Source organism: Legionella sp. JM-2024 (assembly GCF_055389095.1).
This window is the reverse complement of record NZ_AP039388.1, coordinates 2295846-2314841: the sequence shown is the minus strand read 5'-3', so window position 1 is coordinate 2314841 and position 18996 is coordinate 2295846. Positions and strand designations below refer to the sequence as shown.

Genomic DNA, 18996 nt, shown 5'->3' with positions numbered 1-18996 from the left:
CAATTCACCTTGTGATGCAGCATACTGGGCTTTTAATTCCTTATAAGCTGGATCATTTTCAATTTCTTTCTTAATTGGTGGATGTGAAAATTCCTTTTGACAGACATAAAATCCTCTGGTTGATTCGTCGAAAAACCAATTAGTTCATGGCTTCGCATTCATTTTTGAATGGTAATGCTTTCAATGACCACAGGCGTTATCGGTCTATCTTGTGGGTCTGTGGGCATCTTGCTAATCTTATCCGCAACCTCTTGTCCAGAAATCACTTGACCAAAAACGTTGTAGTTGCCTTGTAATTCAGGTGTTGGCGCTACAGTAATAAAAAATTGGCTGCCATTTGTATTTGGCCCAGCGTTGGCCATTGCAAGTACTCCTGGTTTGTTAAAACTGGCATTAGTATTTTCATTAACAAATGTGTAACCGGGTCCACCGGTCCCATTTCCAAGAGGGTCGCCGCCTTGAATCATGAAACCCGCAATAACTCGATGAAAGGTTAAGCCATTATAAAAAGGGCGCTTAACCATTTCGCCTGTTTTTACATCTTTAAATTCTTTTGTTCCTGTTGCTAAACCTACAAAATTTGCGACGGTTTCGGGCGCTTCTTTTGTAAACAATTCACAAGTGATGCTACCTTCCGAGGTTTTAATAATCGCAGTTTCTGCGTGTGTTGATACGAGGCCTGTTGTTAACAATAAACTGACGAGTAAAAGGGCTATTTTTTTCATGTGAAGCTCTCCGCTGGTCGCTATGAAATGGCTGAGACCAGTATAGCAGCATTATGCCGCATTAAAATGGTTTTCAGCAAACGTAGGTTATATTATGCGAGATGTGCTGCGATATGAATACAGTAAGCAGGGAAATTTAAAAGCTAATGGAGTAAAGATAAAAATATAGCAAATACAATGTTATTATATAAATAGGATATACAATAATAGGGATAGATGTATGTATTCAAAAGCTCTTTCACGACTTGATAAGGCCGCTTCATTTTGTTGTCTTGACTCAGAAGCCTTAGAAAAACTAAAACACCCTAAACTCTGTCTGGAAATATCCCTCCCCGTTCGTATGGATAACGGAGCATTAAAAATCTTTTCAGCCTATCGAGTTCATCATAATGACAGTCGCGGCCCTATGAAAGGAGGTATTCGGTTTCACCCCAAATTAAATTTAGATGAGGTGAAAACACTCGCACTATGGATGACAATAAAATGCGCTGTCGTCGACATTCCCTTTGGTGGTGCAAAAGGAGGAATAATCGTTGATCCAAAACAATTATCCCGCATGGAGTTGGAGCGGTTAAGTCGAAGCTATATTGAGTTAATAGCGGATTTTATCGGGCCAGACAAAGACATTCCTGCACCAGATATGTATACCAATGAGATGATCATGGGGTGGATGATGGATGAATATGCCACAATCGTTCGGCAAAATAGTCCTGCAGTGATCACAGGTAAACCTATTCCTTTGGGGGGGAGTCTTGGACGTGAGAGTGCGACAGGTCTGGGTGCCTATTATTGTATTAAGATTCTTGAAAGAAAGAAAAAATGGAAGTCTTCAGAAAAACGGGTTGCTATTCAAGGATTTGGTAATGTGGGACAGAATATAGCTAAGCTACTTTACGACAACGACTATAAAATTATTGCAATAAGTGATTCAAAAGGAGGAATTTATAATAACGAAGGTATTGATATACCTCGTATGATTGAAATAAAAAAACGTTCGATAGAAGTACAATCCTTATATTACAAAGAGTCTATTTGTGATCTCGCAAAGGAGACTACAATCACCAATGAGGAACTCTTGGAGCTTGATGTCGATTTACTTATCCCAGCCGCTTCACAAGATCAAATTACCCAAAAAAACGCAGCAAAAATTAAGGCACCTATCATTATTGAAATCGCTAATGGCCCAACAACCACAGAGGCTGATGCAATATTACAGAAAAATGGAATGTTAATTGTACCCGATATACTAGCTAATGCAGGTGGTGTAATCGTAAGCTATTTTGAGTGGGTACAGAATAAATCAGGTTATTATTGGAGTTTAGAAAAAGTTCAAGAAGAATTACATGATATTATATCTTGCGAATTCAATAATATTTGGCAGCTGATGGAAAATCACCAAACAGATATGCGACAAGCGGCTTACATCCATGCCCTGAATCGATACGACAAAGCAGTTAAAGCCCAAGGTACTCGTGGATATTTTCTAAATTATAAAACCATTTAACTTGCAGGAAAAGAAGCAGTGGTGCTTGGGTAAAAAATCCTCAAACGATTAAGCTCTGTACCTAGACATAGAAAAGGGGATGTCTTTAGTGCAAAACCTGGAGAAAATGTTCCAGAAAAGGAAAAAACAACCAAAATTCAACAACGAGCAAGAAAAGAAAACATTAAAAAGCTCAAAAAGCCAGACATTACTAATTATTAAGGAGAATAATTATGCCTTGGACACAATCAGATTATCCTGATGCAATGAAGAATTTGGATATCTCTTTACGCAATAAAGCCATTAAAATTGCAAATCAATGGTTATGAAGAGGGAAGAGCCATTGCAATCGCAATTGATAGAGCAGAAAAGAACAAAAAATCCAATTAACTTCTTGATTAGTCGACCTAATTTGCTTGCCTCAATTTGAGCAAATGGGGAGTTGTTGAACTCCTTTTGGTCACATTTTTTAAACCCATTAATACTGCACAAAAGAAGTAAATCAAAGCCAGTTTTTTCTAACTACCATTTTATTTAGGGGCCGCGAAATAAGAGCAGAAGAATTAAAATCACTAGTAGTAAGCCTACACCACTACTCGGATAATAACCCCATCCTCTACTATATGGCCATCTGGGGAGAACAGCTAATAAAACGAGTATTAATATGATAAGAAGTAGAAGATCCATAATTATTCCTTAATTCCCTTAATGAAAATCCGTATTCTTTTTTAAGTATGGCAGAAAAAAATAACGATCAATTTTTTTACAGTTTCTTTAACTCTTATTTTAATGGATTTTTTGACTTCTCTTTAGAAAAATCAAATGGGCAGTAACTTTTTCTGTTTCAGTTAATGTTCCAGTGTCCTTGATATAAGACCTTATAAGGAATGTTAAAATGGAAAATTGAGAGATTACTTACAAAAATGGTTAAAACAAGAATTAGTCAATGAAACTCAACTTTAAGTGAAGTTTAAATATTTTAAACAAGATAACCTATACAATGAATAACAGTAAGTAAGCTTATCAGACCAGTATGCGCTTGAAACCCTATGAAATATCAGTATATTAGGAATGATATTCTTAAGTCTAAGGTCTCTATGTTCCGAAAAACCGCCCCCTGTTTTTTTGCAGTCGTTATTGATGCTTTAGGTTTTGGACTCGTCTACCCGGTGATGACAGCAATATTTACTGCAGATCATAGCCCTGTATTAAGTGCTGATGCCAGTGTGGCAGTGAAGCATTTTTATTTGGGATTAAGTTATATGCTCTATCCCTTATGTATGTTTTTTGGTGCCTCATTTATGGGCGATTTATCGGATGTTTGGGGGCGAAAAAAGGTACTGCTCTTGTGTATGTTGGGAATAACTATCAGTTTTCTGTTAATGGGAATTGGCGTTGCTTTTTCTTGCTTAAGTATACTACTTATTGGTCGAGCACTTTCCGGTTTAATGGCGGGTAGCCAACCAATAGCTCAAGCTTCTATTGCCGATTTGAGCACACCTGAAACCAAGGCATTAAATATGAGTCTGATTTCCATGAGCTTTAGTTTTGGTTCTGTTCTTGGCCCCTTGCTAGGTGGGGTCATGTCGGATCAACAATTATTGTCTTGGTTTACTTTCACGACTCCATTTTTGATGGCCGCATTGCTTGCATTTATTGCCTGGATTTGGATAGAACTTGGATATCAAGATACTGTTTTAACTTTAGCTCATAAGAAAATATCCATTTTTCGCCCAGTGCAAATTTTTATTGAAGCATTTGAGCATCAATCAGTCCGTATTCTGGCATTGGTGTTTTTATTGATGCAAATGGGGTTTAGTCTTTATTTTCAATTTATCATTGTGCATATGAAGACCGTTTACCATTACGCCAACTGGCAGTTGGGTGCAGTGCAAGGCATGATTGGTTTGGGTTTTGCCATTGGCATACTGATTGCAATGCCTTTCTGTGTGAATCGATATAAAGTATACCACATTACTTTATTCACACTCGTTCTCACAGGATTGGGACAATTGTTGGTTTATTTTATTTCCAATCCTTTATTACAATGGCCTTTAGCGGTAGTGATTGCTACTTTTGATATTATGGCGTTTGCGTGTTTATTAACTTTATTTTCTAATGCTGTAGATACTCAATCGCAAGGATGGGTGATGGGAATCTCCGGAGCCGTGATGGCTTTTGCCTGGATGGTTACGGGCTTTGGTTCCAATTTATTATCTATCCTGTCGAGTGCTGGCTTAATTGCTATTGGTGGGATGTTACTCATCACTTCGGCGCTGCTTTTATTAAAAAATAAAGCCAAATAGTTAATACACCAATCGAAGATGAGTTATAACATTTGTTAATAAGATACAAAGGGGCAAGTTAGCTTATGCAAACAAAAGTTGATGAGACTATTAAATGTACCGGCAATTCAGATATTAGAAATGATAAAATCTGGTGTAAACCAGAATATGTGCACGTGCACACCAATTTGCAAAGCGCACAACGTCCTAAGATTGATATTGCTGAAATAATGGCTTGTAACGGGATATACGGTCTCTGAAAGCCTCAATACCCCTCTATTCAACGTATCCAGTTGAACGCCTTGTGTACTTTGATACGATTGTAACCCTGGAAACAGAAGTTCAATGTGGTGAGGAATTTGATTTATATAAATACGTTGAGTACGTTCATAAGGAAATATCCAAAACTGATTTTAAATCATTTGAACAACAAATTAGAGAAACTGTTCAAAGTGCTATCATTTATACTCTACATTCATTAATGAATTGAGTAACAAAATGAGCATTAAAATATGCAAATTTTGCACAGTAGCCATACATCGCTGTAGCAAACAAATAGAGTTGTTAATGTCAGTGTCTATGGAGCAATTTTTTAAATTAACTGGAACTGCCATACGGACGAGTAATAATTTCGAGAAAATGACCATCTGGATCTAAAAAATAGCAACCACGACCGCCATCATTGTGGTTAATTTGCTGTGGTTTTGTGCGTCCCGGATCTGCCCAATACATCAATTGCTGTTGTGAAATCCGATTAAAAATTTCATCAAACTCTGATTCACTGACAAGAAATGCAAAATGCCGGGGTTTAATTTCACTTGATGTTGTTCTAAAGTCCAGACTGACCTCGTTACTGGTTTTGACGACAATGAAAGGACCAAAAGAGGTGGGAGATGGAAGGCCAAGAATTTCAGCCAAGAATTTAGCAGATGTTTTGGCATCTTTCGCTTGAATGATAGTGTGATTCAGCTGAATATTCATAGGGTTTGCTCCTCACTTTGATATTTCTGCGTAGAAACTGAAGTAGAAACCAGTCAACTGATTTGTTTATGCTAGAATTAATCTAACTTAATTATATACGCTTTAACTTAACCTGCCAGAGCGACAAAAATATTTTTTTGATAGCCTGGCTACCGGGTTTATGCCGGATAGAGATTATATAAACACGTATTACAAGAGAGAAGATATGGATATACGAAAGCCTAAACAGGTTATACAGGAAATGATTTTGCCACAAGGTCATTTTCCAGGAAATTCACGTTATCCATTGCTGATTTATAAACAAGTTTTCTCTGCAATTAATGAGTCACCGGAAACGATTCAAAGTGTGTTAAAACAAAATAATTGGATTCACTCATGGGTTGATAGTATCTATGATTTTCATCATTATCACAGCAATACGCATGAGGTGTTGGGGATTCTTTCAGGAAATTGCCAAGTTCAGTTCGGTGGCGAACAAGGTTCAATTTATACTGTAAATCAAGGTGATGTGGTCATATTACCGGCAGGTGTTGCACATAAAAGCTTGAATATGAGCACTGATTTTCGATGTATTGGCGCTTATCCATTGGATGTTGGGTATGATATGAATTATGGCAATTCAGAAGAATATGTTAAGGCGTTCGAAAGCATTAAACGGGTTGAATTGCCAAAAAAAGATCCGGTTTTTGGTGAGAGAGGATTGCTTTTCCAGTATTGGAAATAGCATTTTTTGAATTTTTTTACACAAAACAGTCATACTCTTGTTTCATCGATATCAAAACAATGGCCAGTTTTTTTCTATTTCCTTCTTCTGCCGATAAATTGGACTCATGAGTATGATTTCCAAAACGCTCAATTTGGAAAGAAAAGGGATTGAATAAGTTGGGCCGAACGACTTAACTTGTTTGCTTACGCGGCAACCACACTTACTTTTTAATCTTTGACGTGAAGGCAGTTCGTTTTTTATAAAATGCCGCAGTGTGTCTTATAAGTTCTATACTAATTAATATAGAATCAAATTGAAGATGAAAGGCTATGGAAGACGAATCCAATGTCAAGAAAGAATTAAAAAAGGAAAAAGAACAGCTTAATCAACAATGGCTTGAGAATTTATTGCAGAACCCGCGCTGGGGGCCTTCCGTTGTTAAGTTAGCTATGGCAAGAAAAAAAGAAAGTCGGAATAAACGTGGTGAAGTATTTAATTGTTTTGTGCTGAACAGACCACAAAATGAGTTTGAGGAGGATGAATACCTGAAATTCTTGGATAAGCTAAAAAATAACATTGAAGACTTTACAGGGACGACCCGATTTCAAATTGCTCTTTTTACTGCAGACAACCACCACTGGACAGCATTTGATTTTTTGATCGTTGACGGAAAACTTCATGTTTTTTGTTTAGATGCTGCTAATGATAGTGCTGGAGATGCAGCACTTGATGAAATCATGAGCCGATTCCCTGATTGTGATGCTTACCGGTTAGAGCCTGATAGAGATCCAAAAGCGAAGAGCTCAAAACATTTTCGTTTGATTCAAACCGATCGAGAAAATTGCTCACGAATGACCATTGAACATATTGTACTCTTATCAAAAAAGAAATTCTTATTTAATGAACATTTTGTAAATTACAAACTGGTTAATGGAGTAAAACTGATTAATCCTGATACCCTATTCAGGCAATCTCCTGATCTTTATCGTGTGACTCAAATTGATTCTATTTTAGATAGTCTAATGATTGCTTCCCCAAAAGAAGCACAGCAATTAGTTAGTAAGAAAGGTTTGAATGTAGAACAATACAGAGATTTGCACGACAACACATCCAATAAACAATCCAAGTCCTCAAAAAATACAACTATTGATTATAAGAGACAGAAAGTAGAGAAAAAGCTTTTAGCTTTTATGGACGATAGTGAAGAGAAGCATCTAAAAGATATTATCGAGAACTCAGAAAAACAATGGTCTGAATTTTTAGAGATGTCTCAGACAGAACGCACAAAATTTTTATTGGGCGGCATCAGGGAGAGACCTTTTAAAGAAATTGTTGAAAATATTCTAAGTAAAGACATAAAAGATCAGCTGGACCATAAAAAATACATTGAAAACGACGTTATTAAAAAAAATTCTTTCACTCTTTTTAGAGGCATTGATAAGCATTTTGAAATCAGGAGAATTAAAGCAGAGATTAAAGAACTGGAAAATGCCTTGAAAATAGTAAATAAATTGCCTAATGATACAAACCCCGATGAAGTACTCTTACATTTAAAAAAACAAAAATTATCCCCTGTGGTAAAAAGAGAACTAGAGGACGCGAGGGAAATTTATACAAAATCAGACACGGAAAAATCCAGTCTCATGTTCCATAAAGTGTAATAGTTTCAGATTATCTGTCCTGATTCTTTTAAGGCCAAGACCGATTTATACGCCTTGGTCTTGAGTCAGTATATAGTGGGCATGAGGTATGAAATGTTTCGCTATCTTTTTATCCTTTGCTAAAGTTAAAAGATATATGTTACATGGGAGAGATAAATGCCAATTTTATTGTTGAGCCCTATGGAACCACGCTTATTAATCCAGCTGAACAGGTTGTCAAAGCTTTAGACGGTGAAGTTATTTCTAATATAGAAATTATCTCGACAATTGTTCCCAATACTTTTTTTAAGTCGATAGATCATGTTAAAGGAATGATGCATAAACATAAAGTCGATTATGTGCTTATGATGGGGGAATATATTGGACGTGCCATGGTTACATTTGAACGTTTTGCGCATAGGTTGATTGATTCCTCCCGTTACCAACTAGCTGATAATGATGGGATTAGTTTTGATAATAAGGAAACGATAGAACATGGCCCTGTTGCTTACCAAAGCAATTTACCGCTTAAAGTAATTGTAGAAACACTGAGGCATCATGGTATTCCAGCCGATATTTCAGATACTGCCGCCACATTTGTATGCAATCACTTATATTACGGGATTCTGCATGAGATAAGTGTTAGGGAGTTACCCATTACAGCAGGATGGGCTCATTTACCTATGTTGCCAAGTACTGCAGCACTTCAGGAAAATTTAGGTAAACCCAGCATGTCTGTAGAAACGTCGACAACAGCTATTAAATTTGCTATTCAAGCTATTGCTGAAAATCCTGTAGATATCAAATTAAGCCTTGCTGCAGGTTTGCAAATTTAGCAGGATCAATGCGAGGCTTAGTAAGAAAAAGGAAAAATATATGGTGAATAACAATAATGTAAATGATCAATTTGCCCCCTTTTATTATTTTATCAAAATGAAAGTATATGGTCTCATTGTTTAACTATAGAACGAAAAATGTTAGAATCGGCATTTTAAGAAAATCATTTAAGAACCTTTTATGCCTTCATTAGTATCTGGTATTTTCCAGACTGCAATGCAGATTGCAGAAGTCAATATGTCATATCCTCCTAAAACGTTTAAAGAGATGAAACAGGCTCAAAAAGAGCGTTCAGAAGCCATCACCAATTTAATGGGATCAGGTTATTTCTATGGTCAGGACAATATACAAGCACGAGCCCACCATTGGCGTACGCAGATTTATCATTTAATCCATCTTTTATCGATGCCTGAGCATCAGCAACAAATAGAAACAATCTGTAACAACAGTTTTGATGTTAATAATAGAGAAGATCTGAAAATCATAATTAAGAAACTATACAATGGATTGGAAACACACGCTCAGAAAATGAACCATAGAGGGACACCGGAAATATTGCAACAAGAAGAAAATCTGAAACTGGATGCATTCATTCAACTTCTAAATAATGACCAGGATCTTTTGTTTACCAAAGTAAACAAAAAAGAAGAAAATCAGTTAGTTTCTTCCGAAAATTTCAATGAAAAGGCGATACTCTTTACAGATAAAGATATTATCAATGTGATCAAAGAGCAATCGAGGCAAGGTCGTATTGCTATAGTCAATAATGCTGCTAACGCATTTCGTGATGGTGCCTCCAAATATAATCGAGGTTCCCTTGAAGAGCTTCTCTCTCGCTTTATTGACGTCGATTTGAAGATGGCGTTACATTTTGATGACGTACATCAGCGTAATATAAATGATGGGGTTTATGCATTTGATGCAAAAAATTATAGACCCAAAAGTATCGATGTCAAAAGCTATCAACGACGATATTTACGAATGGTGTTGAATATCTGCTATGAATACCTTGATAAAGGAGAGGCGTATTTCTCGTCAGAAACTTTTTATGAGAATTTGTTTCAATCTGAAAATGGTATTTACCATGATTTACAAAGTAATGCGTATGAAGTTCCCTCGAATGGTGTATTTGTAACCAAACATTGGTTTAGCGATACCAGTATGCTAAAAAATCCTGAACAACTGATTGATCATGCTCAAAATAACAAAGAAAGAATGCCGATCACGATCGTTAGCTATGCAGCACCAGATAGGCGCTATCTTAAAACTTCTCCATTGGATGCTTATGCCACATCCAATATCGAATGGCAAAATCCATGGAAAGAAGGTCAGATGGGAAGCTTATTAGATAATGGTATTAAAGCGCAATTTGAAGAAGCAGTCAGAATGTATAAAAAAGGGCAAGCATCGGCACTAGTGTTTGTGATGCCAGGATGTGGTGCGTTTAATAATCCTGAAAAGTCAACAGCCGCACATTTTATCAGCCTGATTAATTATTATGCGGAAGTCTATCAAATAAATGACAAAGGAATCCCTTGTATTATTGATGAGCGTAATAATAGCCTTTTGAAAAAAATACAGGAAGCCAATTTAATTTATGGACTAGTTTTGGGGGAGTTGACGGCCGAGATTAACAAGATACAAAACAAAGCAGTTCAGAAAAAGGCGATCGCTGTTAAAGAGAGTATTGTAGAGATTATAAGTCAGGGAGTTAGTTTAGAGGATAGGGAGGTTCTTATTGAAAGACTTGCTGCAACAACCGAGTTGTTAAAAAAACCTAACAACGAGTTGTTAATTCAAGACTATGTTTTGAGGGCAAGAAGTTTTCAGGAAAGTCACACCAATAATGGGTTGTTACTTCCAGGCTATACCATGGTAAGTCTTGGGGTTGTGCTGCTAGGATTTGCTGTAGCTTTAGGTTCAATACCGGGTGTTGCTTGTTGTGTCGGGGGGGCTTTGTTTGGTGTAATGGGTATATGGTATAGCTGTTCTGATTCAAGTAATAGATTTGCTTTTTTTAAGAATAGAGGCAAACAGTTTGCTGATAGTCTGGAGCAGAGCCCGATTATGGAGGAACGAACAAAACTTGACATGTAGATTTGGACGGGTACTGCTCTAAAGGCTCGTTAACTTAATCGTTATCGGGTTAAGTGGCTAGGCTTATTATGAGAGCTGTTCATTTTTTCCTGAAGTACGAGCAGTATATCTTCATTAGCAGGCTTTTCATTTCTCATAGTGAGAAACTCTTCAAGACCTATTTCAGAGTATTTACTAAAGCGTAGCGAACTCATCGGAATTTCGTTGGCTTCCGTAAAGTCATTTTCCTGCTTAATACAATAATTTAGACATAATTTATCCACATGAAATAACAAATCAGTTAAGACTAAAGGAAGGATACAAAATCCGTCTGAATCGACTATCTCTCTGGGGTAATCTTTGCAACTTTGAGCGAGCTTATATAAGTAGAAGGGATTTGTCATTCTGACCAAAGATTTTCTTAAAAGTAATTCTTTAGGGGGCCATTCACTTATCTCATCAACTTGATAGCACCTGGCATCACGGTTCAATAATGCTGTAATTAAATGCTCTTCTCTTAAAAAACAGGCGTAATGCAGCAGTGAAAAGCCACGCATATCTGGAAGATGAATATTGACATCCTCCTTTTCAATTAAAGCATATGCTACATCAACTAAACCTGTTTTTAATGCCAGCATGGCAGGTGTATTTCCTAATGACAGTTGATTTAACATTTTTTTGTTCGTATCAGGAGATTGAATAATTTCCATGCACTTATCTATATCTCTCTGTAATATTGCTTCATGCAGTTCATTATTATCAATATCTTCTTGAATTTTGGACTTATAAAATCGGTACATCTTTCTTCCTATTTCAAAAAATTAATATTTAAGGATTGGAACAGAATAATAAAAAATGTTAATCGTTTGAATCAACGAGGACTGACTCGATTGAAATCATAATCTAAATGTAACATCTCTTTAAACCAGAATAATGTGAGTGATAGCTGTAAATTACACCACATGCTGTTTGTATCATCTTATAGCTTATCAATAATATGAACAATAGGGTTAGAATTACAACAGCAAGCAACGTGGTCAAGTCTTTCCTTTTTTTTATCCCATTTTTTGGAAAAAATTCCTGTTCATATAAAACTCAATAGATATGCATTTATTGTTTTCATACTTGGAAAAAGGAAAGACTTGACCCTGTGCTACTGAGCTACTTTTGTGTAATAAATCATCTTCAGGGCAGCTCCCCTATTTTAAAAGAGTATTCCAATACGCAGAGGAACGGAGATAATGTGGCCTGTATTACCTATCTTTACGGCTAAGACCTCAGGGCTAACACGAGTCTGGACTGGGAATATTAATCCAGCTCCTTTTAAAGGAGTAGAAACTTTTATACCGATGTCTATAAATGCGTATAATTTATTTTGCAGCGCATGAGCAATTCCAACATTAAAATCTGCCATACCACCAACATTTTTTTTATAATAAGGGGCAGAAAGTTTTCCTTGGCCAAATTCAGTATTTATATTATTCAGCGTATCTACGGCCGTATTAACTTGAGGATATATTGCAATGCCAATATCAAAACCAAGATAGGTCAAAAAAGGTTTCTCTGAAGAAGGCGTATAGTATTTTAAACCAGTGTAAAGTTCATTAGTATATAAATCTTCTAACTTTAAATTACGTGTTATACCATTATTGGTACTAATATCGGATTTAGCACCACTATCAGTATAAGAATAACCGATAACATAATATACTTTTGGTAAAAATGATTGTTCAAACGAAAGGGATAGCCCATAAGGGTTATGAAATTGTTTATCATGAATACGGTTATTAATTTGCGAAAATGTATCGGTTTTAATAACAGTAAAAGGGGCATTAGAGAAATAATAATAAGGATAAATATCGAACGAAGCTCTAAAAAGATAAGGAGGAAAACAAAATGCTGGTTCGAAAAAGAACAGTAGACCTAATGTTAAATATTTTGAATATTTATTAGCAGTAAAGCGAATTATCTTCATGAATTAAGTTCCTGGCGCAATCAAACGTTCCTATGGTTGCAGTCGAAAGGCAACATCGTTAAACTCGTACGCGGCGATATAACAACCAATTAACTAACTTCGTATAGATAAATTAATATTGACCGCTCGGTTGGCACTGGCAGATAGCTCATTATTAATCTGATGGGTAGCCTCAATCAGATTCAAAATTCATTAAATACTCCATTTGTTGTTTTTTAGATTTCTACAAATCCAGCTTAATTCTAGCATGTTATTTTATTGTAAAAAATCATCCTTTTATTGATGGAAACAAACGAATTGGGGCGTTCCTGTTTATTGGGTTCTTGCAATGGAATAAACATCACTAAAAAAATGGAGAGCCAAAAACTAATGATAAAGAGGCTACGGGGTCAAGTTTTTCTTTTTCTTGATCCCATTGCCGGGATAGTATGGAATATTTTTCATGAAAATGGTCTGGGTGGTAATGAAAAGGTGTGGTTTCTTACTATGTTTGATACTTTTAAAAAGCGGTAAATAGGTGGTTTTGTTTATGATTTTTATTTGTATAAAATACATTGTGTAGTAAAATTATCTATTGATTTTAATAGTGAGATTAACTAATGCCAGAAGGTAATAAAATAGAAATTGCTGCTGATGAATTTGATAATTGGATGAAAAGTTCCAAGCATCCCGATTTTCCGGATAATAAACATTTATGGTGCTACTTATACCAAGCGGAAGGATTTCGTTATATTAAAACCTATGAGGAGTTTTGTGAGTTGTCCAGGCTAGTACAGAGGAAAGATTATAAAACCAGCTCTCCTCCTTGTATGCCTATTGATTTTGCTAGAGCAATTTTGTACGCAAATTCTTATTCATTTGGAAATGAAATGCCTGTAATAACAGAAGATACCAAGAATGAGTTAGCAAAAGAACTCCTGGAATCGCAAAAGAAAGCAGATGAATTCGCAAAGAGTAAATTATCCGATGAAAAAAGTCCTGATCTGACACTTAGTTTATTTAATTATTTGGTCGCCAACAATTTATCAGAGAGACTTAAGGAAAGAAGAAGCTTCTTGGAATCGTTAAAGACGACTAAAGTTGATAATGTATCGGTTACAACAATTAAGGGAAGTTTCTTTTCAGCTACTACTGATATGAAAGTATCCGGAGAAGCCGACTTGGATGATAAAAAAAATATGGAAATCTAAACAATGGCTGACGCCACCACTCCTAAACCAAATCATCTAAATAGCGCAAAGAACATAAACGTTAGGAGATGAATTTGATGGCAATAATGTTACTGTTTATCAGTTAGCCGATTTTGCAGATACCTGTCAGTTTCCAAGATCGTTAGTTGCTAAACGTTTAAAATATTTGATTGGAAAATTAACAACTGCTTTGTCAGAGGAAAGCAAACTTGATTTGGTTGATGATGAAGAAGAAGCCTATTTAAAAGATATCAAGAAAATGTTATTAAGAGATGCAAACATTTATTAGTGCAGAGTGACCAAATTACTTCAATCAAGCTCTAGTGTCTCTACTCATTAGTTTCTAGTACATCATTTGATGAGGTTCCATATGAATAAACAAAAGTGTCATGGTCAGGCCTTTCCATTTTCCAATTTGAAGTAAAATAACAAGGTTCGAGAATTAGTAAAGTAGTAGATGGTTTGGATGGGGTAAAAGAGGAAGATTTGACCCCGTTGCCTATTGTTTCTGATCAGTAAATAAGTTCACACTACTGACAGAAACTGTCAGCTATGTCAGTAAACTACGTTCGATACTATCAATGAGACCACTCAAATCAAAAACAACGACTAACAGGAGTTATTTAAATGTCATTAAAGCAGCCAAGAGTGAAGTATGTTGAAAGTTTTACAGTAATAGGTTTTTCAGTTCGAACTAAAAATAGTATTGAGTTCGATGAAAAAGTGGCGAAATTGTCTAAATTGTGGCAGCAATTTTATTCAAGCAATCTTGCAATTGATGAAGCTGTTTTTGGTGTTTATTCAGATTATGAATCTGATGTAAATGGTTTCTATACCGTTACTGCTGGTGTTATTGGTGAGAATGTGAACAAAGAATCGAGCATTGTAAAAATCAAATCTGGAAAATATCTTGTCTTTAAGGGTAAGGGAGAAATGCCCAAAGCTATCATTGATGTATGGGAGACAGTATGGGATTATTTCACAGTAGATAGTTTATATAAACGTTGTTTTATGACGGATTTTGAGACTTATAGCAACGTTAACGAAGTAGCTGTTTTTATCGGTATTGAATAATCCAGCTGATATTTCCTTACAGATCTCATAAACCAGTCTCACATAATATTATGTTTATCTATTTATTAAGCTTAGGTCTAGTAGCTATTTTAACTTTTTGAAGCAAGATTGCTACGGTTCCGAATTTAAAAATCTCACTAAAGCAGAAGGGTTATCGTTTAAGCAAAAAGTTTAATCAAACAGCTGGTCAAAATAAAAAGTAAAAATAGTTCGAGTCAAGACTGTTTTTTTATTTTTTATTTGTATAAGATAGTTAGGTCTAAGTTATTTTTTCTTATCCCTTGTCTGTGGATATCTTATTGTACCCAATAATGAATGATTTATCAGCACACTATAAGAACCCTTATTGTATATGATTTATATCATTTTTTAATACCTATATTTTCATTCAAGTTATCCACATTTTCTGTGGATAAGTCTGTTTATAGTTTGTCAAACTTCTTGTAGGATTAGAAGTTAATCCGATGATTCATCTTTTACCAAGATGTTTTTCATCAATGTACAAATGTCAATGCATCAGAGTCTTGTTTGAGGAATATACCGATATTATAGAACCTTTGTCTTTAGATGAAGCTTACCTTGATGGACAGAGTCTACCAATTGCAAAGTCACGCAGTACTGAAAAGAATAAATTTTAAGTTATTTCAATGATGAAATACCGCCTTAAGCAATTAAAATCCGAGGACGAGGAGCAACCTGAGCACCCACCCTCGGCTAGTGTTTAAAGTCCAGAAAGGGATTGTAAGTCAGTATTAATAATGGTTAATTTAGTGATATAGAGTTCCGCTAGCTGCGAGTTAGCAGCGACTTTTGATAACTTGCCCCAGACAATATGTGCTTCATGTTTATCGCTTGGGTTAAACATCCATGGCTCAGAATATCTATCCTTCAGAAAGGCAATGGCCATATTATTTAAATCAATAATAGCCTCAATTAACACTCTTTTTGCATCTTGAGAATCTTGATACACCGATGCCATACCGAGAACAAAGTTGTAATAGATACTGGCTATATCATGAGGATCAGCATCCTTTAAGAGGTCAACGGTTATTTTTTCTGAGGGCCAGCGAATGATAGGAACTTCATAAAACCCATATAATTCTCTAATAATGGGTAAAGGATCTGTAATACTATCCCCCATGCTTTCATTATCAATTAAAGAGAATATATTGGTTTCAAGATTATAAAACGTATTTTCAGGGTGAAAATCATCATGAATAACGGTCACTAAATCTCTTGGTGTGATAAATTGATCACGCCCAATAATCGTTTTATGTAATTCACTCGTCTGTTGCCCTATTCGATAAAAAACATCTTTTAAGGTGTTAATATCTTTATGTTGTAGCAATTCATAAGTCATTATCTTAAATAATTCCTTTCCTTGAGCTGCTTCTAAAATTGCAAAGTAATAAGTCTTCCAATCATTCTTCACTTCATATGAATTGATGATTTTACTTAATGTAACAGTAGCTGCTTGTGGATTATTTTGAATATCAGGAATTTTTGAGTAATTTTGTAAAGCAAACAATGCCTCTGCCTCTTTTTCCGTTCCCAATCCTTTGATAACAAACTTCAATTGATTATTGATAAACATCAAATATATAAAATGGTTAGTCGCCCCTGCATTTAATTTTTTGACTGTTATCTCTTTTTCATCAAAACCATTTTCTGCAGCAAATCGTTTAGCGACATAAAGCGCAACATCTTGATCCCAGGCTTTAGTCACCTTTGAGGCCATATTCCCGAAGTCATAACGCTCAATTCCTGCTGCACTGGCATTAGCTAATAAACAGAAAGATAGGACTAGAGCAATAAAAACAAGATTAAAAAAACGTAAGGATTTGGACTTAAGGATGAAGGAGTGCAATTTATTTATCCAGTGCGTTAAAATCAAGCACATTGTATATGGTTTGCATTTGCAAATCAATGAGTTGAAAAACCACCATTGCTTGACTACGTCAGTATTTCAAGACCTAAAGAACGAAGTCAAATAAGATTGCATAATAAACATACACACCTTATTGAATACAATGTGAATATAAAGTATACTACATGTATCTTTTATTCTATCTATGTTTGCATGACTGACAACCTATTTATCCACAAAGAAACCAGATTGATAAATGTTTATTTGAGTGCAGCTCTAAAATTAGCTGATGCGAAACATACACTCAAAGATCATTCCGTAAATTTGCTACAAATCACAGGGCTACAATCAAATCATGATGTGATTAAATTTTTGAAATCACCGGCTGGAAAAGTCATTTTAGGTATGTGTAAAGAATTAGTATTGAAACAGCATGCTCAAATGGAAGAGAATTCACGTCTGCAAACGAAATTACACTTTAGGGAACTTCGACAATTAGTGATGTTGTTACTTTCCTTGCAGAAAGAAAAAGAATATAAAGCTCGAATATACTTATATGAAATAGCTAATCAAAACCAAATTAAAAGACCAAAAGAATATTATCATACAGAAATTGATACATATAACTTCATGATCCAATCTTTGAATGAAAAAATCGTAAATAAAAACAAAGAATTAAAACATATTGAAAATAGATTGGAAGAAAACCGACGACATATTGAGCTTCTAGATCAAAGAATTGAGCATTTTTCAGCTGTATTTGCTGATCCCCAAAACAATTTTCATAACATATATAATAACTTGGAAAATACTGATTCGACTTGCCTGGATGAATTAAATGCTAGATTAGACAACATCAATTGTGAAATTGCAAAATTAGTTGCGAGTTCAAACTCAGGTAACAATCAGCAGGATCACCTGCAACTTGAAGGATTAAAGCACGCTAAAGCACATATCAAAGAACAATATGATTTATTTCATGGTTTGTATGCTTTAAAAAATGGTTATCAACTTGAGTGCCGTGAAAATTTACCACCCATATTGCGATTATCCAGATTGGGCAATCAATCATTTGAATTAGATCAGTTACTCCATGCATTCGACGAGAATGGAGAAGCTTGCTCCAATCATCAACAAGCATGTTACCTTCCCCAGGTGAGCAAACACTTATTCATCGGACAGGACAAGCAATTCCATTATGCAAAAAAATTAGATTTTTATCGCCAATCACCGCAATTTATACAAGCACTGGCAAATAATCAAATCTATTTCTTTGATAAGAATCATCAAGTAACTATGGATATCAATCAGGCGTTATATTTTAACTTCATTCCTCGAGACCATCAAATACGTGAGGAACAGGGAACCTATTATGTATATGATGGAAATGATCGATTAGTTAGTAATTTAAATGATTACGCCCAAAATCACTCTGCCGCCCGCTTTGGCCGTAATCAGGATAAATTACGTCCCCACTATCATGTAGTGGACAGCGAATTAAAACATTATAAACAAACGGCCTTAAAGTTAAATAATCAATTAAATCAAAGAAAAGACTTGTTAGCCCAACAACGAGATTTGTTAATATCTTGCAAAGAAAAAGTTGTCGAATGTAGAAATCAAGAACAAAATAAATTAAAGCAATGCAACAACTCAGTTGCCAAGTTATCAATATCAAGTACTCTAGTACCTACTTTATTCAATACATCACCTACTATCCCGTCATCCCCTGAATCTAAAAAAACTGAAGATACATTAGATGGCTCTGTTACGAGTAATACTTTAAAAGTATAGAGTTATCCTTTGGGCGGTGTTCTTTTTTTGGATTGCCCAGATTAGGTTGTATTTAGTGATGCGAAATTGCATGCTTCTCATAAATTGAACTTAAATTTTTCTATATGCTTCTTATTCGTTTAGGGATGAGCTAAGCTTCACAGCAACTTACAATACGTCCGGTTATGCGTATTGAAATACCTGAATGGTCAAAAGCGGTTGTAGCCTGGGTGAAACGAAGTGAAACCCGGGTTCAGGCCTTTTATGCCTACACCCAGGCTACGCTCGCTGTCAATAAAAACAATGGAATTGCACCACTTCTTTGAAGGCCTACGCTTGCTTAAATGTGTCTAAATTTTTAATGGCCTTTGTAATTTATCCAGC

The 18996-nt window shown here is 35.4% G+C and carries 18 protein-coding genes and 1 pseudogene; 13 read left to right on the top strand and 6 right to left on the bottom strand.

What is annotated here, in order from left to right; all coding sequences use genetic code 11:
• Positions 1-158: 158 nt before the first annotated feature.
• Complete coding sequence (locus ACZ5EK_RS10235; protein WP_464429402.1) at positions 159-725, bottom strand: peptidylprolyl isomerase; 567 nt, start codon at positions 723-725, stop codon at positions 159-161.
• Positions 726-945: 220 nt separating this feature from the next.
• On the opposite strand from ACZ5EK_RS10235, the gene ACZ5EK_RS10230 reads away from it, so the two are divergent.
• Positions 946-2229 (top strand): Glu/Leu/Phe/Val family dehydrogenase, encoded by a 1284-nt coding sequence (locus ACZ5EK_RS10230; protein ID WP_464429401.1) that lies wholly within the window; start codon positions 946-948, stop codon positions 2227-2229.
• Between the two features lie 513 nt (positions 2230-2742).
• Here ACZ5EK_RS10230 and ACZ5EK_RS10225 read toward each other — a convergent pair.
• On the bottom strand, positions 2743-2895 hold the full coding sequence (locus tag ACZ5EK_RS10225; protein WP_464429400.1) for a DUF3309 family protein: 153 nt from the start codon (positions 2893-2895) through the stop codon (positions 2743-2745).
• 410 nt (positions 2896-3305) lie between these two features.
• Here ACZ5EK_RS10225 and ACZ5EK_RS10220 point away from each other — a divergent pair, with 410 nt between their 5' ends.
• Both ACZ5EK_RS10220 and ACZ5EK_RS10215 read left to right on the top strand, forming a co-directional pair.
• Entirely contained in the window at positions 3306-4514 is a 1209-nt protein-coding gene (locus ACZ5EK_RS10220) for an MFS transporter (RefSeq protein ID WP_464429398.1), read from the top strand.
• A 283-nt stretch (positions 4515-4797) separates the two neighbouring features.
• Entirely contained in the window at positions 4798-4983 is a 186-nt protein-coding gene (locus tag ACZ5EK_RS10215; RefSeq protein ID WP_464429396.1) for a hypothetical protein, read from the top strand.
• A gap of 107 nt (positions 4984-5090) precedes the next feature.
• On the opposite strand, the gene ACZ5EK_RS10210 is transcribed toward ACZ5EK_RS10215, so the two are convergent.
• Positions 5091-5474 carry a VOC family protein gene (locus ACZ5EK_RS10210; RefSeq protein WP_464429395.1) on the bottom strand — a complete coding sequence of 128 codons (384 nt, stop codon included), beginning with the start codon at positions 5472-5474 and terminating at the stop codon, positions 5091-5093.
• Between the two features lie 205 nt (positions 5475-5679).
• Between ACZ5EK_RS10210 and ACZ5EK_RS10205 the strand changes: the two genes are divergently transcribed.
• The 4 genes from ACZ5EK_RS10205 to ACZ5EK_RS10190 all read left to right on the top strand — a co-directional run bounded on the left by ACZ5EK_RS10205 (position 5680) and on the right by ACZ5EK_RS10190 (position 10754).
• Positions 5680-6198 carry a cupin domain-containing protein gene (locus ACZ5EK_RS10205; protein WP_464429393.1) on the top strand — a complete coding sequence of 173 codons (519 nt, stop codon included), beginning with the start codon at positions 5680-5682 and terminating at the stop codon, positions 6196-6198.
• Positions 6199-6509: 311 nt separating this feature from the next.
• A complete protein-coding gene (locus tag ACZ5EK_RS10200) occupies positions 6510-7841 on the top strand; it encodes a Dot/Icm T4SS effector Lem17 (RefSeq protein ID WP_464429392.1) in 1332 nt (443 codons plus the stop codon).
• Positions 7842-7984: 143 nt separating this feature from the next.
• Complete coding sequence (pcp, locus tag ACZ5EK_RS10195) at positions 7985-8656, top strand: pyroglutamyl-peptidase I (protein ID WP_464429390.1); 672 nt, start codon at positions 7985-7987, stop codon at positions 8654-8656.
• Positions 8657-8837: 181 nt separating this feature from the next.
• A complete protein-coding gene (locus ACZ5EK_RS10190) occupies positions 8838-10754 on the top strand; it encodes a hypothetical protein (protein WP_464429389.1) in 1917 nt (638 codons plus the stop codon).
• A 41-nt stretch (positions 10755-10795) separates the two neighbouring features.
• Here the strand turns inward: ACZ5EK_RS10190 and ACZ5EK_RS10185 are convergent, their stop codons facing one another.
• Positions 10796-11533: an ankyrin repeat domain-containing protein gene (locus ACZ5EK_RS10185; RefSeq protein ID WP_464429387.1), complete on the bottom strand. Its 738-nt coding sequence runs from the start codon at positions 11531-11533 to the stop codon at positions 10796-10798.
• Between the two features lie 404 nt (positions 11534-11937).
• Positions 11938-12708 carry a hypothetical protein gene (locus ACZ5EK_RS10180; protein WP_464429385.1) on the bottom strand — a complete coding sequence of 257 codons (771 nt, stop codon included), beginning with the start codon at positions 12706-12708 and terminating at the stop codon, positions 11938-11940.
• 191 nt (positions 12709-12899) lie between these two features.
• Between ACZ5EK_RS10180 and ACZ5EK_RS10175 the strand changes: the two genes are divergently transcribed.
• From ACZ5EK_RS10175 to ACZ5EK_RS10160, 4 genes and pseudogenes are all read left to right on the top strand, one after another.
• On the top strand, positions 12900-13055 hold the full coding sequence (locus ACZ5EK_RS10175) for a Fic family protein (protein WP_464432486.1): 156 nt from the start codon (positions 12900-12902) through the stop codon (positions 13053-13055).
• Positions 13056-13307: 252 nt separating this feature from the next.
• On the top strand, positions 13308-13898 hold the full coding sequence (locus ACZ5EK_RS10170; RefSeq protein WP_464429384.1) for a hypothetical protein: 591 nt from the start codon (positions 13308-13310) through the stop codon (positions 13896-13898).
• Between the two features lie 61 nt (positions 13899-13959).
• A pseudogene (locus ACZ5EK_RS10165) lies at positions 13960-14222 on the top strand (HipA domain-containing protein); the annotation flags it as partial.
• 303 nt (positions 14223-14525) lie between these two features.
• Positions 14526-14972: a GyrI-like domain-containing protein gene (locus tag ACZ5EK_RS10160; protein ID WP_464429383.1), complete on the top strand. Its 447-nt coding sequence runs from the start codon at positions 14526-14528 to the stop codon at positions 14970-14972.
• A gap of 721 nt (positions 14973-15693) precedes the next feature.
• On the opposite strand, the gene ACZ5EK_RS10155 is transcribed toward ACZ5EK_RS10160, so the two are convergent.
• Positions 15694-16839 (bottom strand): serine kinase, encoded by a 1146-nt coding sequence (locus ACZ5EK_RS10155; protein ID WP_464429382.1) that lies wholly within the window; start codon positions 16837-16839, stop codon positions 15694-15696.
• 213 nt (positions 16840-17052) lie between these two features.
• On the opposite strand from ACZ5EK_RS10155, the gene ACZ5EK_RS10150 reads away from it, so the two are divergent.
• Positions 17053-18633 carry a hypothetical protein gene (locus ACZ5EK_RS10150; RefSeq protein WP_464429381.1) on the top strand — a complete coding sequence of 527 codons (1581 nt, stop codon included), beginning with the start codon at positions 17053-17055 and terminating at the stop codon, positions 18631-18633.
• Between the two features lie 164 nt (positions 18634-18797).
• A complete protein-coding gene (locus tag ACZ5EK_RS10145) occupies positions 18798-18938 on the top strand; it encodes a hypothetical protein (protein ID WP_464429379.1) in 141 nt (46 codons plus the stop codon).
• The last annotated feature ends 58 nt before the right edge of the window (positions 18939-18996 follow it).

Coding starts and splice junctions, on each gene's coding strand:
- ACZ5EK_RS10235 (WP_464429402.1), bottom strand. CDS start 725: ATGAAAAAAATAGCCCTTTTACTCGTCAGTTTATTGTTAACAACAGGC.
- ACZ5EK_RS10230 (WP_464429401.1), top strand. CDS start 946: ATGTATTCAAAAGCTCTTTCACGACTTGATAAGGCCGCTTCATTTTGT.
- ACZ5EK_RS10225 (WP_464429400.1), bottom strand. CDS start 2,895: ATGGATCTTCTACTTCTTATCATATTAATACTCGTTTTATTAGCTGTT.
- ACZ5EK_RS10220 (WP_464429398.1), top strand. CDS start 3,306: ATGTTCCGAAAAACCGCCCCCTGTTTTTTTGCAGTCGTTATTGATGCT.
- ACZ5EK_RS10210 (WP_464429395.1), bottom strand. CDS start 5,474: ATGAATATTCAGCTGAATCACACTATCATTCAAGCGAAAGATGCCAAA.
- ACZ5EK_RS10205 (WP_464429393.1), top strand. CDS start 5,680: ATGGATATACGAAAGCCTAAACAGGTTATACAGGAAATGATTTTGCCA.
- ACZ5EK_RS10200 (WP_464429392.1), top strand. CDS start 6,510: ATGGAAGACGAATCCAATGTCAAGAAAGAATTAAAAAAGGAAAAAGAA.
- pcp (WP_464429390.1), top strand. CDS start 7,985: ATGGGAGAGATAAATGCCAATTTTATTGTTGAGCCCTATGGAACCACG.
- ACZ5EK_RS10190 (WP_464429389.1), top strand. CDS start 8,838: ATGCCTTCATTAGTATCTGGTATTTTCCAGACTGCAATGCAGATTGCA.
- ACZ5EK_RS10185 (WP_464429387.1), bottom strand. CDS start 11,533: ATGTACCGATTTTATAAGTCCAAAATTCAAGAAGATATTGATAATAAT.
- ACZ5EK_RS10180 (WP_464429385.1), bottom strand. CDS start 12,708: ATGAAGATAATTCGCTTTACTGCTAATAAATATTCAAAATATTTAACA.
- ACZ5EK_RS10170 (WP_464429384.1), top strand. CDS start 13,308: ATGCCAGAAGGTAATAAAATAGAAATTGCTGCTGATGAATTTGATAAT.
- ACZ5EK_RS10160 (WP_464429383.1), top strand. CDS start 14,526: ATGTCATTAAAGCAGCCAAGAGTGAAGTATGTTGAAAGTTTTACAGTA.
- ACZ5EK_RS10150 (WP_464429381.1), top strand. CDS start 17,053: ATGACTGACAACCTATTTATCCACAAAGAAACCAGATTGATAAATGTT.
- ACZ5EK_RS10145 (WP_464429379.1), top strand. CDS start 18,798: ATGCGTATTGAAATACCTGAATGGTCAAAAGCGGTTGTAGCCTGGGTG.